This is a genomic window from Candidatus Thiodiazotropha sp. AKIB8 (assembly GCF_058244675.1).
Map to the genome: position 1 here is coordinate 17,741 of NZ_JBSYOO010000026.1, position 15,213 is coordinate 32,953.

The 15,213-nt window shown below is 48.8% G+C and carries 16 protein-coding genes; 1 reads left to right on the top strand and 15 read right to left on the bottom strand.

All coding sequences use genetic code 11. From position 1 onward, the window contains the following. Positions 1-143: 143 nt before the first annotated feature. Both AC4IFB_RS04750 and AC4IFB_RS04755 read right to left on the bottom strand, forming a co-directional pair. On the bottom strand, positions 144-2,606 hold the full coding sequence (locus AC4IFB_RS04750) for a hypothetical protein (protein ID WP_490779524.1): 2,463 nt from the start codon (positions 2,604-2,606) through the stop codon (positions 144-146). A 77-nt stretch (positions 2,607-2,683) separates the two neighbouring features. Next, a complete protein-coding gene (locus AC4IFB_RS04755) occupies positions 2,684-2,878 on the bottom strand; it encodes a hypothetical protein (protein ID WP_490779525.1) in 195 nt (64 codons plus the stop codon). 531 nt (positions 2,879-3,409) lie between these two features. Between AC4IFB_RS04755 and AC4IFB_RS04760 the strand changes: the two genes are divergently transcribed. Beyond that, complete coding sequence (locus AC4IFB_RS04760) at positions 3,410-3,553, top strand: hypothetical protein (protein WP_490779526.1); 144 nt, start codon at positions 3,410-3,412, stop codon at positions 3,551-3,553. Positions 3,554-3,861: 308 nt separating this feature from the next. Here AC4IFB_RS04760 and AC4IFB_RS04765 read toward each other — a convergent pair whose 3' ends face one another. The 13 genes from AC4IFB_RS04765 to AC4IFB_RS04825 all read right to left on the bottom strand — a co-directional run bounded on the left by AC4IFB_RS04765 (position 3,862) and on the right by AC4IFB_RS04825 (position 15,059). After that, positions 3,862-4,203, bottom strand: a complete 342-nt coding sequence (locus tag AC4IFB_RS04765) for a hypothetical protein (protein WP_490779527.1) — start codon at positions 4,201-4,203, stop codon at positions 3,862-3,864. Beyond that, positions 4,196-6,022: a glutamine--fructose-6-phosphate transaminase (isomerizing) gene (glmS, locus tag AC4IFB_RS04770; RefSeq protein WP_490779528.1), complete on the bottom strand. Its 1,827-nt coding sequence runs from the start codon at positions 6,020-6,022 to the stop codon at positions 4,196-4,198. Before glmS ends, AC4IFB_RS04765 begins: the two co-directional genes overlap by 8 nt. Before the next feature lie 21 nt (positions 6,023-6,043). Further along, on the bottom strand, positions 6,044-7,414 hold the full coding sequence (glmU, locus tag AC4IFB_RS04775; RefSeq protein WP_490779529.1) for a bifunctional UDP-N-acetylglucosamine diphosphorylase/glucosamine-1-phosphate N-acetyltransferase GlmU: 1,371 nt from the start codon (positions 7,412-7,414) through the stop codon (positions 6,044-6,046). Positions 7,415-7,573: 159 nt separating this feature from the next. After that, on the bottom strand, positions 7,574-8,062 hold the full coding sequence (locus tag AC4IFB_RS04780) for an FKBP-type peptidyl-prolyl cis-trans isomerase (protein WP_490777645.1): 489 nt from the start codon (positions 8,060-8,062) through the stop codon (positions 7,574-7,576). Between the two features lie 52 nt (positions 8,063-8,114). Then, complete coding sequence (locus AC4IFB_RS04785; protein ID WP_490779530.1) at positions 8,115-8,543, bottom strand: F0F1 ATP synthase subunit epsilon; 429 nt, start codon at positions 8,541-8,543, stop codon at positions 8,115-8,117. Between the two features lie 18 nt (positions 8,544-8,561). Then, the gene (atpD, locus tag AC4IFB_RS04790) at positions 8,562-9,938 is read right to left on the bottom strand and encodes a F0F1 ATP synthase subunit beta (RefSeq protein WP_490777647.1); all 1,377 of its coding nucleotides are present in this window, start codon (positions 9,936-9,938) and stop codon (positions 8,562-8,564) included. A gap of 72 nt (positions 9,939-10,010) precedes the next feature. Beyond that, positions 10,011-10,871, bottom strand: coding sequence for a F0F1 ATP synthase subunit gamma (gene atpG / locus AC4IFB_RS04795; protein ID WP_490777648.1), 861 nt, complete (start codon positions 10,869-10,871; stop codon positions 10,011-10,013). 32 nt (positions 10,872-10,903) lie between these two features. Beyond that, entirely contained in the window at positions 10,904-12,445 is a 1,542-nt protein-coding gene (gene atpA, locus AC4IFB_RS04800) for a F0F1 ATP synthase subunit alpha (RefSeq protein WP_490779531.1), read from the bottom strand. A 13-nt stretch (positions 12,446-12,458) separates the two neighbouring features. Next, entirely contained in the window at positions 12,459-12,998 is a 540-nt protein-coding gene (locus tag AC4IFB_RS04805; RefSeq protein ID WP_490777650.1) for a F0F1 ATP synthase subunit delta, read from the bottom strand. A gap of 9 nt (positions 12,999-13,007) precedes the next feature. After that, positions 13,008-13,478: a F0F1 ATP synthase subunit B gene (locus AC4IFB_RS04810; RefSeq protein WP_490777651.1), complete on the bottom strand. Its 471-nt coding sequence runs from the start codon at positions 13,476-13,478 to the stop codon at positions 13,008-13,010. Between the two features lie 52 nt (positions 13,479-13,530). Next, the gene (atpE, locus tag AC4IFB_RS04815; protein ID WP_068994713.1) at positions 13,531-13,761 is read right to left on the bottom strand and encodes a F0F1 ATP synthase subunit C; all 231 of its coding nucleotides are present in this window, start codon (positions 13,759-13,761) and stop codon (positions 13,531-13,533) included. Positions 13,762-13,806: 45 nt separating this feature from the next. Beyond that, entirely contained in the window at positions 13,807-14,667 is an 861-nt protein-coding gene (gene atpB / locus AC4IFB_RS04820; RefSeq protein ID WP_490777652.1) for a F0F1 ATP synthase subunit A, read from the bottom strand. 11 nt (positions 14,668-14,678) lie between these two features. After that, positions 14,679-15,059, bottom strand: coding sequence for an ATP synthase subunit I (locus tag AC4IFB_RS04825; protein WP_490777653.1), 381 nt, complete (start codon positions 15,057-15,059; stop codon positions 14,679-14,681). Positions 15,060-15,213: the final 154 nt, after the last annotated feature.

The following is a 15,213-nucleotide window of genomic DNA, read 5'->3' on the forward strand; positions in this document are numbered from 1 at the left end:
CCGCCCTTTCACGTGATGTACTGATATTGCTGGCAAAAGTGCCTTTATGATCCAGAGATAATCTAAAAACTACCCGCGCCACTCGTTCCAAGCATCTAAATTAGTATACTGAATGAGCTATTCAATGCGCTGAACCAAATAATTTAATCATTGAAGCATTCGTATTCAATGTCGAAGGAATCACTCTCCTTCGGGAAGTACAATTTAAACAGCTCCTGAACATTTTCCAGATGCTTCCGCTCACTACCAACGTAATGTCGCTCAAAACGACCAGACGAATTGTTAATCATCCAGCGGCTATCTTCAGGCTTGTGGTGGCACTTATAATACCTAAGCTCTCCAGCTATTCTTGCCCACATATTTCCAAATAGGGTCGGATGCCCTTTAGCGCCTGAAAAGCCTCCTGGCCCCTTATCTTCTTCTGGATCAGGAAAAATGTCTCTTCCTAAATGAAGGAAACCCTGCTCGCATATTGCCCAAATATACGGCAAAGAGGGATCTAAAGGTTCCGCATCGGGGTTTTGCAACCCGAATTTAAAAACCTGGACACCACCCTGCAAGAAAACGCCGTCATTTATAAGCTCTATATCCTTAATGTATGCCGCAGGATGAGAAACCCCAAACTTTTGATCCAATTCATCAGGTAAATCCTGAGGGTTCTCAGTCAGCCTGCGCGCGACTTCTCTCAAATTATTGTCCCAGCGATACAGTTCATTATCTTTAGCCTTGGTCTGAAGCAGCTCTCTGAAGTAACGAGATAAAAACCTGTTACTGAATGAATAGTAGCCTTGTGAGTAGTAGATAGTGTCAATATAAACACTACCTTGATCGATATCAGTGGCGTCGAAAACATAATCAAAAATTGGCTCTTCCGTCCCCTCAACCCTACCACTTGCCACCCAGACATGCTTCGGCCAGCTACTTGCCAAATATCTCTGGCGCCGCGCGCCTATAACCTTTCGGCTCAACAGTCCTTCCTTGAACTGATTAACAGTGAGTAGCCGAATGTCCCATTCGATTTCGGAATAATTTCCCCCAAATTTTTGGATTACATCTTCCTTCTCAAATCCTTGTTCCTGCTCCTTAGCTTTCATAGAAAGAGTATCTTTCCATCCCCAAATCGTGTACTTGTTGATCAAACGGCATGTTTCTTTGATGCGGTAGTAAGAAATTCTGATCTTAGGGCTCACTCCTAATAAGATTTCGGTTGGAATGTGGAGCTGAGCACGACCGCTTCCACGAGACGTATCCCAAAGCGATAAATCAAGGTACTTACCCTGCTCACCCTCATAGTTTTCTTCCTTACCACAACGGTTTCTACCGCCATGCACTACAAACTTCTTGCAGACAAATTTTGCTGCAGCGTAAGGCCCGATTTGATCATCATGGACATACAGTTCTTTCAGACTATGTGCTCTCAAACGTATTGGGTACTGTTCTAGTGACTCAAGTCTAAAATCACTACTATCAAGAGCGCTGTCAACTTCTGTTATTGGTTGATCTTTGTGAAATTCTTCATAGCTATATCCGGAGATTGTTACGGCGTGACGACCGACACATCTAACGCTATAGATCTCATTCTCTTTCAATCCATCCTCAGCCTTCGCTTCCCCCGACTCACCCTCGGTCTTAACTTCTTCCGGCCCACCCTCTATCTCTGCAAAAGCATTCGCCCCAAGAATCACTGGAAATCCGCAAGTGACGTAAGCGTAAACTAACTCTTTCAAAATTAAAAAGGCTGAATCGGCACAAACAACATTTTCCTCGACAGACTTTTCAGCTGGTAGATTTTTGGTACCGCTCTTACGCATTTTTACCAAGCGAATTTTCGCGTCTTGGTAATTTTCGTACAAGCTAAAAGAAATTGGGTCCAGCCCATTATCCGTCAGACTAGCCACCAACATTTTCTGGCTTAACCCTTCAGAAGGAAAGGTCCGGTTAGTATTGTCAGGGCTTAAGCTTGCCTGCTTTGTTATTTGACTCGGCGACGGGATCTGACGTAACTGAAAGATCGAAGCATTTAGAAATGACCAAAGCGCGGCACTAGCACAAATAGCCACAATTCTGTCCTGTTCCTGGAAGGGTAGCGCTTCGACATTCAACTCAATGCCAAAGAGGTTTACTGCATTCGAACGAGCAATAACACTCGTAGAGTTCTTGTTGAGAGCGAACGCTTTATAAGGCCGTATGCATGTGTTTGCTATAAAGGTCTCAGGAATGGGCCTTACCACCAAGTATCCCAAGTAGTTTTCCTGAAGCTCCCGAATACGTTCTTCTTGGCCTTCATCTTCACCATCCAGTAACTTTCCGAATCCCTCTTCATCCACAGAACAGCTGAAAAAATGAATCCTAGAGGTTTTCCGGCGATAATCAGCAAAACAGCGAACAAAATACTCTGAGTAGTCTGAGAGATAGAATTTCTCTACGTACTCATACTCACAGAGCACGGACTTCACACCAATCTCGCTTGAGCGCAGATAAGCGTCTAGGTAATTGAGCTGGTTTTTTGTAACTACAGACTTGATATCGCTGCCAGAGACCTTGGCGACATACAAGCACAGAGCGTGATAATCGTATTCAGGAAAAACTGTGTAGTCGGACGGCAATTCCCTTCACCTTTGCGGAAAACAGAGGTCGCCAGTATAGCGCAACACTTGAAAGAAACGACCAATTACGAAGCAAATTAAAGAGTGTAGGTCAGAAGCGACTGCTCCTGAGTTGTGGCTTTCGGCTCAGGACGCCAAACTCTTTTCTCGGCCTCTAGATCTGCAGCGACGCGCTGAGATAACTCCTCTTTGAACTCAGGAGAGGAAATAGTCTCAACAAACAATGCTTCCAATGCAGCAATGAAAGACTCATCATTCTGGTTGTCATTCATTCTTTAATCGCTCCAGGTACTAGAACCGCTCCACTCGTTGGAGAGCCGTAAAAAGGCAGAAAATTCTATCAGTCTTGTTGCACGATGTTAAGTCTAGCGTAGTATTCGCCGCCGATCAAGGCAGATTAACAAGATAAACCCATATTTGACAATGGGTTATAGGCAAAAGCTCGCGCGTGCTATTAGGTTAACAATCCCAACTTACCCTGGTGACATCGACAAGAACAGCAAATTCTTTAGAAAACCATCCGTTAACCAATCTCGTCCCTCAACCGACCTCCAGTGCTGACCTCAGAATAATATGTATTTATGCATTATAATAGTTTGGCTATGCATCAAATACAACGTCCAATCTCGCAAATTGTTTTCGACATCCGGAAACATATTGACACGTCTGGACTTAAACAAGACGCTTATGCCAAGACCTATAAAGTCAATCAGTCCACCATTTCTAGACTTAAAAACCCAAATTACACACCCAGCCGCCTCTCTTCTGCAATCAAAAATATATGCATTTATGCAGATATTCCAATGACTGAAACAATAGAGAAAGACATCTACGCACAACAGGAATTACTCAAGGCGCTAGAGGATGCTTGGGATGGTAGCGATGAGCATGCCAAAGCACTGACCAGGCTTCTGAATGAAGTAGCCCGAGTGACAACAACCAAATGAGAACATCAAGCAGTGTTACCTACAATCCTTAGTAAGCATCCTTGGGACAACGAGCCAACAAAGTATGGGAAATTACCGATGACTGAATCTCACGTAAACAAGTAGAACCAGCTCCTTGGCCATCCCACAAGCAGAACAGGCTCACCAAGAGAAACTGGAGAAGTTGCGTACCCTGCTAGCAGCTGGGGTGGCCAGCCCGATAGTGGGAGATTTCGATCCCAATGTTTATTGAAGAGATGCGCCGAAAATACTGCACGGAGTAATTGACTCTAGGAAACCGGGGTCAGAACACAGTTTTCACTAATATACTACATTGATTTGTTTATCGCCCATCCTTCTTCTACACGTGGCCGCCCTGGTGGTCCTGGCCGTACCTGGCGTTGGATCATTGCCGCTATTTTGTCTTTGAAGTCGTCTCTGCCCAGTACCAGTTCCTGGTTCAGTGCCTCTCTTACACAATACAATTCATCCGAATCCAGTTGATAACGGAATAATTCGCGATATGTGTGTTCACGCGTCTGTTCGTGTCGCCCTAAAGAAGGATACATCGATTGTTGATTGCTACCACGAAATACGCCAACACGATTATTGAAGCGAGATAATTCTTCTTTTCGCAGCAATATCCGAGTGCCGAAATTCTCTTTATTCAACCGTTACAGACTTCGCCAAATTACGCGGCTGATCCACATCCGTACCTTTCAATATCGCCACATGGTAGGCGAGTAGCTGCAGAGGCACACTGTAAACAATGGGCGCAGTTGAAGGATAAATGTCGGAGAGGGTCAGATTCTGATAGTGGTCGAGGCCAATTTTTACGTTGTGATCACTGAACAGGAACAGCTCACCACCTCTGGCTCTTACTTCCTGTAAATTTGAAATTACTTTTTCCAGTAGTGGATCATCAGGTAGCGCACAGATTACCGGCATTTCTGCATCGACCAGTGCTAGTGGGCCATGCTTTAACTCTCCGGCAGGATAGGCTTCGGCGTGGATGTAGGAGATCTCTTTCAGCTTTAGTGCGCCTTCCATTGCAATCGGATAGAAGCAGCCTCTTCCCAGGAACAGGGCATGGTGGCGTTCTGCAAAAGAGTTCGCCATGTCCTTAATGGAATCGTTTAATTTAAGTATGACTTCTACCTGACGGGGCAGGGCATGAAGCTCATTGACCAGTTGCTGTTCCCTCTCTACTGTCATGCCACGACGCTTCGCCAGTGCCAGGGTGAGTAACCTCAAAGCTACCAATTGGGTTGTAAATGCCTTGGTTGACGCTACACCGATCTCCGGTCCTGCACGAGTCATCAGTGCTACATTTGATTCACGCACCAGTGAGCTTTCTGGAACATTACAGATAACCAGACTACCCAGATAACCTTTTGATTTTGAGCCTCGTAGCGCTGCCAATGTATCGGCGGTTTCACCTGACTGGGTGATGGTAACGAAGAGAGTATCTTCAGGTACGACCACTTCACGATAGCGAAACTCACTAGCGACTTCGACACTGCAGTGAATGCCAATCTCTTCCAACCAGTATCGGGCAACCAGTCCTGCATGGTAGCTGGTTCCACAGGCTACGATATGTACATTCTTGGTCTTATCGAGCAGCGTTTTGGCTTCGTGACCAAACGACTCTTCCAGTAATCGTCCCTTGTGGATGCGCCCTTCCAGGGTCTCAGCAATGACTGCCGGCTGTTCGAAAATCTCCTTCAGCATGTAGTGACGGTAGGGGCCTTTCTCTGCCTTTTCCGATGAGACCTGCGAGGTGCGGACTTCACGTTCTGCCGGGTTGTCATTAGAATCAAATATGGAGACTTTATCCGTTGAAATATGGGCTAAGTCGCCTTCTTCGAGAAAGATAAACTGCTGGGTAACGGGTAGCAGTGCAAAGACATCAGAAGCGATGTAGTTTCCATCTTCACCAAGACCGATCACCAGCGGGCTGCCTGCGCGGATGACCACCATCTGATCAGGATCTTCCGGACTGACCACGGCAAGGGCATAAGCACCAACGAGTTTCTTTGAGGCTACGCGTACTGCCTTTACGATGTCTGGTACCTGCTTGAGGATATCGGCGAGTAGATGGGCGATTACTTCAGTATCGGTCTCTGAGGTAAAGATAAAGCCCTTTGCAGTGAGCTCTTCTCTGAGGTCGGCATAGTTTTCAATAATACCGTTATGCACAATCGCGACGCTCTCTCCACTCATGTGTGGATGAGCGTTTCGCTCAGATGGCATGCCATGGGTTGCCCAACGGGTGTGGGCGATACCTAATTTACTTTGCAACTCGGCCTGATCGATCAACCCCTTGAGACTGGCGACCTTTCCTACAGAACGAATCCGTTGCAGATGCTGATGATCATCGAGCACGGCAACACCGGCTGAGTCATAACCGCGATACTCCAGACGCTTCAACCCTTCCATCAGGACCGGAACCACGTCCCTATGCGCTATACCACCAACAATGCCACACATAACGAATTCTCCAATTCCTATTTAAACTTTTGGTTTTTTAACCGGCCTTGTCCAACCTTCCAGGCTTAACTGTTTTGAGCGGCTGAGTGTCAACTGATCTGAAGGTGCATCTTTGGTAATCGTTGAACCTGCCCCTATGGTTGCCCCTTTACCGACGGTAACCGGTGCTACCAACTGTGTATCTGATCCGATGAATGCACCATCGCCGATGGTGGTACGAAATTTATTCGCACCATCGTAGTTGCAGGTTATGGTACCTGCGCCGATGTTCACTTTTGAACCAATATCACTATCACCCACATAACTAAGATGGTTGATCTTACTGCCATCTGCAACCTGGCTCTTTTTTATTTCAACAAAGTTACCGATATGTACCTGGTTCGCGATTTCACTCTCTGGGCGAACACGGGCAAAAGGACCGATACGGCATGCTTCACCAATAGCTGCATCTTCGATAACACTGTTGGCGAACACCTGGGTGTCTGCGCCTATTGTGCAGTTCTTCAGTAGTACATTTGGGCCAATAGTGACGCCATCAGCAAGGGTTACTTGCCCTTCAAAAATTGCATTACAGTCGATATAGACATCCTGCCCTGTTTTCAATACGCCTCGAATGTCGATTCGTGCCGGATCAGCCAGGGTAACACCGGACTGCATTAACTCATCTGCCTTGTTTCTGTGATAAAAACGCTCGAGATAGGCGAGTTGTTTGCGATCATTAACCCCCATCACCTCTTCTTCGCTGTGTGGATGAACAGCTTGTATGTTCACCCCATCCTCGACTGCCAAAGCGATGATATCGGTCAGATAATACTCATTCTGGGCATTGTTGTTATCGATTCGGGATAGCCAGGTTTCGAGTTTAGCTCTATTGACTGCCATAATGCCGGTGTTGATCTCTGTGATTTCCAACTCTCTTGAAGTGGCATCTTTCTGTTCGACAATGCGGGAAATGCGGTCATTTCTATCACGTACAATTCGTCCATAGCCGCTTGGATCTTCCAGGTCGACAGTCAGAAGCGCGAGATCACTGGTATGCAGGCAACTCAACAGGCTGACCAGGGTAGGTCCACTGATCAGCGGTACGTCTCCATAGAGAATAAGTACTTGATCCACGCGCTGCAGGTGGGGTAAGGCCTGTATCACCGCGTGGCCTGTTCCCAGCCGTTCTTGCTGCTCGATCCAATTCAGGTCATCTGCTGCCAGGCGTGTAAGGACCTCCTCACCACCATGGCCATAGATTACAGAGATCTCCTCAGGATGGATGTTGCGAGTGGTTTCGATGACATGGGAAAGTAGAGGCTTTCCCGCGAGTGAATGCAGTACTTTAGGAAGCTTGGAGCGCATACGCGTCCCTTCCCCTGCAGCTAGAATCAGCGCACCAAGATGCATCCTTTATCCCCCTAGTCAGTTAAACCTAAAAAAAATAGTACCGCTGCTGAAGTCGCCAGTAGCGCGAATCTATCAGGCACTCAGCGTACAACAGTCAAAGGAAACTTAAAACTTGGATTTATGGCGTAACGCGAAATCTTCCCTGATTCCGATGGTGGTTTAATTTAGGGTATGAGATTGACCCGGCATACCCACTTGCATGGCATCTTCAGGCGTGGCGTCACGCACCTCAAGAATTTTGACTCTGACCTTAAGAGATTTACCCGCCAAAGGGTGGTTTCCATCGACTGTCAGGCTTCCATTCTCTATCTTGGTCACGTAGAAACTCTTCACATCCCCTGCTTCGTTCTGCATCTGCACCTCAGCACCGAGTTGACGAAACTCAGGGGGGACATTCTCAAGATCATCGGTAAAGGTTAAATTCGGGTCATAGTCACCAAAGCCATCCTCAGGTGCGATAGTCATAGTGACCTCTTCACCCTGAGCTTTACCGGCTACTGCGCGATCCATGCCGCCAATCAACTCTGTTTCACCACCGTGGATGTAACTGACGGGAAGATCGCTCTGTTCAAGTACATTCCCATCTTTGTCCAGAATCGCGTAGGTCAGCGAAACGAACTTACCGGTTTGTATAACTTCTTTTGACATATTAGGTGGGGTAGTGGGCCTGATTGCTCAGGCCCATTCATGATGAGGGGATTTAACCGCGCTTGCCTTTGCGAATTCTTTCGATGGCACGCAGCTGTGCAACCGCTTCTGCCAGCTCAGACTGAGCTTTGGCATATTCGAATTCTGCACTACGATCAGACATGGCCTCTTCGGCCCGACGTTTAGCTTCCTGAGCAGCCGCTTCATCAAGATCAGAAGCACGAATGGCGGTATCCGCCAGAACAGTAATCATATGTGGTTGAACTTCGAGGATGCCACCAGAGACGTAGAAATGCTGCATATCTTTGCCGCTACCGGTGTCAACTCTAACTTCACCTGGTTTCAACTGAGTGACCAGCGGGGTGTGGCGTGGTGCGATACCAACCTCACCCATAACAGCCGGTGCATAGACCATCTCAGCTATACCGCTGAAGATCTCACCCTCGGCACTAACGATGTCCACATGAATGGTCATGGCCATCTTTTATCTCCCGGGCTATTAGCCCTTCCCGCCTTGCTCGGCTGCTTCATCGATACCGCCGACCATGTAGAAAGCCTGCTCAGGCAAGTGATCATACTCGCCCTCAACAATTGCCTTGAATCCGGAAATGGTGTCTTTCAACGAGACGTACTTACCGGGTGAGCCGGTGAATACTTCCGCCACGAAGAAGGGCTGGGACAGAAAACGTTGGACCTTACGAGCCCGCTGTACAACCAGTTTATCTTCTTCAGATAGCTCGTCCATACCCAGGATGGCGATGATATCCTTCAACTCTTTGTAGCGCTGCAGGGTTCCCTGCACATTCCGTGCAACACTGTAGTGCTCCTGACCCACGACATTCGGATCAAGGATTCTGGATGTGGAATCGAGTGGATCAACCGCAGGGTAGATACCCAACTCAGCAATCTGACGGGAAAGTACCAGGGTCGCGTCCAGATGAGCAAAGGTGGTAGCTGGTGATGGATCGGTCAAGTCATCAGCTGGTACGTATACCGCCTGAAATGAGGTGATCGAACCGGTCTTTGTGGAGGTGATACGCTCTTGCAGAGCACCCATCTCTTCAGCCAGGGTTGGCTGATAACCTACCGCTGAAGGCATACGTCCCAGAAGTGCTGATACCTCGGTGCCCGCCAGGGTATAACGATAGATGTTATCAACGAACATCAAAACGTCACGACCTTCATCACGGAAGTTCTCAGCGATGGTCAAACCAGTCAACGCAACACGAAGACGGTTGCCAGGAGGCTCGTTCATCTGACCGTAAACCAGAGCTACTTTATCGAGTACGCCACCTTCTGCCATTTCGTGGTAGAAGTCATTACCTTCACGAGTACGCTCACCGACACCAGCGAATACTGAGAAGCCAGAGTGCTCTACCGCGATGTTACGAATCAGTTCCATCAGGGTAACGGTCTTGCCTACGCCGGCGCCGCCGAACAGGCCGATCTTACCGCCCTTGGCGATGGGCATGATCAGATCGATTACCTTGATACCTGTTTCGAGAATCTCTGTTGTAGAGGCCTGATCTTCAAGCTTTGGCGCTTGACGATGGATCGGCATCAGCTTGTCTGCTTTGACATCGCCTGCTTCGTCAACCGGGTTACCCAGTACATCCATGATGCGACCCAGTGTACCTTGACCAACAGGTATACGGATCGGCGAACCGGTGGCTTCGACGGTTACACCGCGCTTAAGTCCGTCGGTCGAACCCATGGCGATGGCCCTTGCCACACCGTCACCCAGTTGCTGCTGAACTTCCAGGGTGAGATCCGCCTCGTCGATCTTCAGTGCCTCGTAGACCTTAGGCATCTCGCCACGGGGAAATTGTACATCCACCACAGCGCCGATGATTTCAACTACTTTGCCCGAACTCATTTCTGGTTCCTCTTGCCGCTCGAGGCGACTCTCAAAAAAATAAAAAATTTAATTCTGTAACTGGCCCTGTCATCAGACAGCCGCCGCACCACCCACGATTTCCGAGATCTCCTGCGTGATCGCTGCCTGACGGGCTTTGTTGTAGATCAGCTGCAGTTCATCGATCAGGCTCTTAGCATTATCGGATGCAGACTTCATGGCGACCATTCTGGCTGACTGTTCGCAAGCGCCATTTTCAACCACGGCTTGATAGACCAGTGATTCGACATATCGACCTAGCAGGTTATCGAGAACCTCTTTCGAATCCGGCTCGTAGATGTAGTCCCAGTGATGCTTGAGCTCTTCCTCCATGTTGGAGGCAATCGGGACAAGCTGTTCGAAAGTCGGACTCTGCGTCATGGTGTTGACGAAGTTGTTGTACGCAATATAGATGCGGTCAATCTTGCCTTCCGCATATGCATCTAGCATGACTTTGACAGTACCGATAAGATCTTCAATATGAGGCATGTCACCCAGTTGGGTTGATTGACTGACAATATTGCCGCCGAAACGTCCGAAAAAGCCCAGAGCCTTATTACCGATGGTGCAGAAATCAACTTCTACACCAGTGTCGTGATACCCCTTCAACTCCTTGATCAGCCTGCGAAACAGATTGCTGTTCAAACCGCCACACAGACCACGGTCTGATGAGACGATAATATAACCAACACGCTTCACTTCACGCTCGATCATGAAGGTGTGCTTGTACTCCGGATGAGCATGGAAAAGGTGCCCAATTACATTACGCATCTTTTCAGCATAGGGACGCGTCGCCGTCATACGGTTCTGCGCCTTACGCATCTTAGATGCGGCCACCATCTCCATAGCCTTTGTGATCTTGCTAGTATTCTTGATACTGCCGATCTGTGTCCGGATCTCTTTTGCACCCGCCATTGCTTAAACCCTATATCGTGATTGCCTGACGTCTACCAAGTATGGTTAGCCTTGAAGTCCTTGAGAGCATCGTGAAGGGCTTGTTCGATTTCGGCATTGTAGTCGCCGGACTCATCGATCTTGTCCATCAGCTCTTTCTGGTTACTCTTCATATAAGCTTGCAGTGATGATTCGAAGTCAACAATTTTTGTTGCATCGATGTCATCCAGGTAGCCTTCATTCGCGGCGAACAGCGAGACACCCATACCGGCCACGGATAGTGGCGTGTATTGTGCCTGCTTCATTAGCTCAGTTACCCGCTCACCACGTTCCAGTTGCTTACGAGTCGCTTCATCGAGATCAGATGCAAACTGTGAGAAAGCAGCCAATTCACGATATTGAGCCAGTGCCAAACGAACACCGCCACCCAACTTCTTGATGATCTTCGTCTGTGCAGCACCACCAACACGGGATACTGAAAGACCGGCGTTGATGGCCGGACGGATACCGGCGTTGAATAGATCCGCCTCAAGGAAGATCTGACCGTCGGTGATCGAAATTACGTTGGTGGGTACGAATGCTGATACGTCACCAGCCTGGGTTTCAATGATCGGCAATGCGGTCAGTGACCCGGTTTTACCCTTGACCTTACCGCCTGTCTTTTTCTCGACATAGTCAGCATTGACTCGGGCAGCACGTTCCAGAAGACGGGAATGCAGATAGAAGACGTCACCTGGGTAGGCTTCACGACCTGGTGGACGTCGCAGCAACAGAGATACCTGACGGTAAGCCCATGCCTGCTTGGTCAGATCATCATAGATGATCAACGCATCTTCGCCCTTGTCGCGGAAATATTCACCCATGGTGCAGCCGGAGTAGGGGGCGATGAACTGCATCGCGGCAGAATCCGCAGCTGGCGCAGCAACGATGATGGTGTGGGCCATGGCATCATGCTCTTCGAGCTTACGAACAACCTGTGCAATGGTGGAGTTCTTCTGGCCAACCGCAACGTAGATACATTTTACGCCGGTGCCTTTCTGATTGATGATTGCATCGATGGCAACAGCAGACTTACCAGTCTGACGATCGCCAATGATCAACTCGCGCTGACCACGCCCGACCGGGACCATAGCATCGATAGACTTGATACCAGTCTGAACCGGTTGATCTACCGACTTACGCTCGATAACCCCAGGCGCCACTTTTTCAATCGGTGAAGAGCCTTCCGCTTTAATGTCGCCTTTTCCGTCAAGGGGGGTACCCAAGGAATCGACCACGCGTCCCAGCATACTTTCACCAACTGGCACTTCGAGTACACGACCGGTACATTTTACCGCATCGCCCTCAGTCAGGTGTTTGTAATCACCCAGCACCACAGCGCCGACTGAATCACGCTCGAGGTTGAGCGCTAGCCCATAAGTGTTTCCCGGAAATTCCAACATCTCGTAAGACATGGCGTCTTCGAGTCCGTGGATGCGGGCGATACCATCAGTCAGACTGATGATCGTACCCTCGTTGCGGGCTTCGGTCTTTAGATCGAATTTTTCGATCTTACTTTTGATCAGTTCACTGATCTCGGATGGATTGAGTTGCATGATGGCTTCTCGCTTAGATTCCCAATTCGTTAGCCAGTTGCTGAAGTTTTCCACGGACGGAACCGTCGATCACCATATCTCCAGCGCGAATATGTACACCGCCAATAAGGTCGGTGTCCTTCTCGCTGGTAATAGTGATATTGCGTCCCAACTTCGCCTTTAAGGCTTCAGCAATGAGTTTTTCCTGCGCGGGCTTGAGCGCATAAGCAGAGGTGACATGGACACTCATCACCTTCTCCTTTTCCGCTTTAAGCTCATCGAAGAGTACGTTGATCTCAGGCAGAACCTGAAGACGGCGGTTCTGAACCAGGAGCCTGATCAGATTACCTCCCTCTTCATTTATCCGACCGCCGGCAATCTCCAGCAGCAGATCGGTCATTGCCTGCTGATCGACTAGCGGATTTCTAACAACCTTAGAAACCGTTTCATCTTCAACGACGGTCGATAGAAAGTTAAGCATCTCTTGCCAAAGCTCGAGGTTACCTTTCTCATCGGCATGTGCAAACACCGCTTCCGCGTAGGGGCGGGCGATTGTGGTAGCTTCACCGGCCATAATTTTGCCCTAAATCTCTTCGGCCAAGGCCGCGACGATATCCTGGTGTGCGTCGGCGCCGATCTCTTTTTTGAGAATCTTTTCAGCACCAGCCACAGCCAAGAGCCCAACTTTCTCACGCAGATGTTCACGTGCGCGATTGGTCTCCTGCTCGATTTCAGCCTGTGCAGCAGTGATAATACGATCACCTTCCACACGGGCAGTACCTTTGGACTCATCGACAATTTCTGCCGCACGTTTCTGTGCCTGAGCTACGATTTCAGCAGCTTGGGCTTTAGCTTCATGCAGCACATCTTTGGCGCGTTCCTTTGCCAGCTCCTGCTCGTGCTGGCCTCGTTCAGCTGCCGCCAGTCCGTCGGCTATCTCCTTTTTACGGGTTTCCAGCGCTCCCATAATCGGGGTCCAGACATACTTCATGGTGAACCACACGAACACCGCGAAAGAGAGCAGCTGACCTATAAGAGTCAGATTGATGTTCATCCCGGAATTACCTCTCGTTGGACGAGATGAGAGAGAGTTCGCTCAAAGCTTATTAAGCTACAGCGAACAATACGTACATAGCCAGACCCACAGCGATCATGGGTACGGCGTCTACCAGTCCCATGACGATGAAGAACTGGGTACGCAACATAGGAATGAGTTCAGGTTGACGAGCAGCGCCCTCGAGAAAGCGGCCACCCAAAACGCCGATGCCTACCGCCGCGCCCAGGGCGCCAAGGCCCATCATGATCGCGCCGGCAATGTACAGCAGTGCTTGTTCCATTATTGGTCTCCCGTTTAATGAACTATATAGTTTAAGAAAATGTGATCAATGTTCGTGGTGTGCCATATCCAGGTACACAATGGTCAGGGTCATAAAAATGAACGCCTGCAGTGTGATAATCAAGATATGAAATATGGCCCATCCCAGCTGTAGAACGCCACCAAACAGACCGAATACCAACCCGGCGTTGTACATGATGGCGATCAATATAAAGATCATCTCGCCAGCGTACATGTTACCGAACAGTCGCAGGGCAAGTGAAATAGGTTTGGCAATCAAACTGACAAACTCAAGTATAAAATTAACTGGAATGAATAGAAGATTGACAACTGGATTCTTGGCGGAGAAGGGCTGAAGTGTCAGCTCCCCAACAAAACCACCCACACCCTTGATCTTGATGCTGTAGAACAGCACCAGCAGAAACACCCCAATGGCCATGCCAAAAGTCGCGTTCGGGTCGGTGGAGGGGACGACCTTCATAAAATGAATGCCCAACAGTCCGCTGATGAAAGGAATCACATCAACCGGGACCAGATCCATTAAGTTCTGAAGGAAGATCCAAACAAAAATAGTCAACGCCAGGGGCGCAACCAGGGAATTTCTCGCGGAGAAGGAGCCTCTCACGCTGGTGTCGATAAACTCGACAATCCACTCAACAAAATTCTGCAAGCCGTCGGGAACCCCCTGGGTTGCAGTCTTTGCCGCTTTAGAGAAAAAGTAGAGGAACAGCGCACCCAGGAATATTGACCAGAACATGGTATCCAGGTGAATAGCCCAGAAACCCATCTCCTTTGCTTCAGCAGCGCTATGCGCCACGCCCCAACTGCCGTCGGAGTGCTGACCAAAGGTTAGATTGGTCAAGTGATGTTTGATGTACTCACTAGAGGTAAGGGCGTCGCCGGCCATTTTTCCTATACCTATGAAAACTTTCTGTCTCTAAAAATCAATACGATAACTGGAACTGCTACTTGTACGATCAGATAGCAGGCCAATAATAAACCGATATTGACCGATTCGAAGGTGACAATTGTCAACCCGAACAACAAACCTGTCATTATCATCTTCTGGATTTCAGCACCGAACATGCGCCCGGCTATCTTCTCCGGCTCCTGCGCACGGTAGTGTGCAAAAGACCTGAGAGCGAAATAGCCATTCGCTATCGCGGCGATAACAGCACCAATAAAGCCTGACAATGCAATGGTTTTACCGAAAAACAGCAATCCCAGACCGATAATAACCGATGCCCCAAATTGGAGCACTACAATGGTGCGAATCTGACTGTTTCCGGTAAGCTGCATGCCGGTTTCCCGGTACCCCTATACGAGCCTAACCAGTAAGGAGGGAGGAGTATAAGGGGTCTGGTATATAAGGTCAAAGGATAGATGCATAAATTTTATCGTAACCTGAGTATAGTTCGGCCTGGTCGGGCAGTAGATCAACCATAACCTACAT

Bases quoted from the DNA above. Each gene is read 5' to 3' on its own strand.
- AC4IFB_RS04755 (WP_490779525.1), bottom strand. From the start codon at position 2,878: ATGAATGACAACCAGAATGATGAGTCTTTCATTGCTGCATTGGAAGCA.
- AC4IFB_RS04760 (WP_490779526.1), top strand. From the start codon at position 3,410: ATGACTGAAACAATAGAGAAAGACATCTACGCACAACAGGAATTACTC.
- glmS (WP_490779528.1), bottom strand. From the start codon at position 6,022: ATGTGTGGCATTGTTGGTGGTATAGCGCATAGGGACGTGGTTCCGGTC.
- glmU (WP_490779529.1), bottom strand. From the start codon at position 7,414: ATGCATCTTGGTGCGCTGATTCTAGCTGCAGGGGAAGGGACGCGTATG.
- AC4IFB_RS04780 (WP_490777645.1), bottom strand. From the start codon at position 8,062: ATGTCAAAAGAAGTTATACAAACCGGTAAGTTCGTTTCGCTGACCTAC.
- AC4IFB_RS04785 (WP_490779530.1), bottom strand. From the start codon at position 8,543: ATGGCCATGACCATTCATGTGGACATCGTTAGTGCCGAGGGTGAGATC.
- atpD (WP_490777647.1), bottom strand. From the start codon at position 9,938: ATGAGTTCGGGCAAAGTAGTTGAAATCATCGGCGCTGTGGTGGATGTA.
- atpG (WP_490777648.1), bottom strand. From the start codon at position 10,871: ATGGCGGGTGCAAAAGAGATCCGGACACAGATCGGCAGTATCAAGAAT.
- atpA (WP_490779531.1), bottom strand. From the start codon at position 12,445: ATGCAACTCAATCCATCCGAGATCAGTGAACTGATCAAAAGTAAGATC.
- AC4IFB_RS04805 (WP_490777650.1), bottom strand. From the start codon at position 12,998: ATGGCCGGTGAAGCTACCACAATCGCCCGCCCCTACGCGGAAGCGGTG.
- AC4IFB_RS04810 (WP_490777651.1), bottom strand. From the start codon at position 13,478: ATGAACATCAATCTGACTCTTATAGGTCAGCTGCTCTCTTTCGCGGTG.
- atpE (WP_068994713.1), bottom strand. From the start codon at position 13,761: ATGGAACAAGCACTGCTGTACATTGCCGGCGCGATCATGATGGGCCTT.
- atpB (WP_490777652.1), bottom strand. From the start codon at position 14,667: ATGGCCGGCGACGCCCTTACCTCTAGTGAGTACATCAAACATCACTTG.
- AC4IFB_RS04825 (WP_490777653.1), bottom strand. From the start codon at position 15,059: ATGCAGCTTACCGGAAACAGTCAGATTCGCACCATTGTAGTGCTCCAA.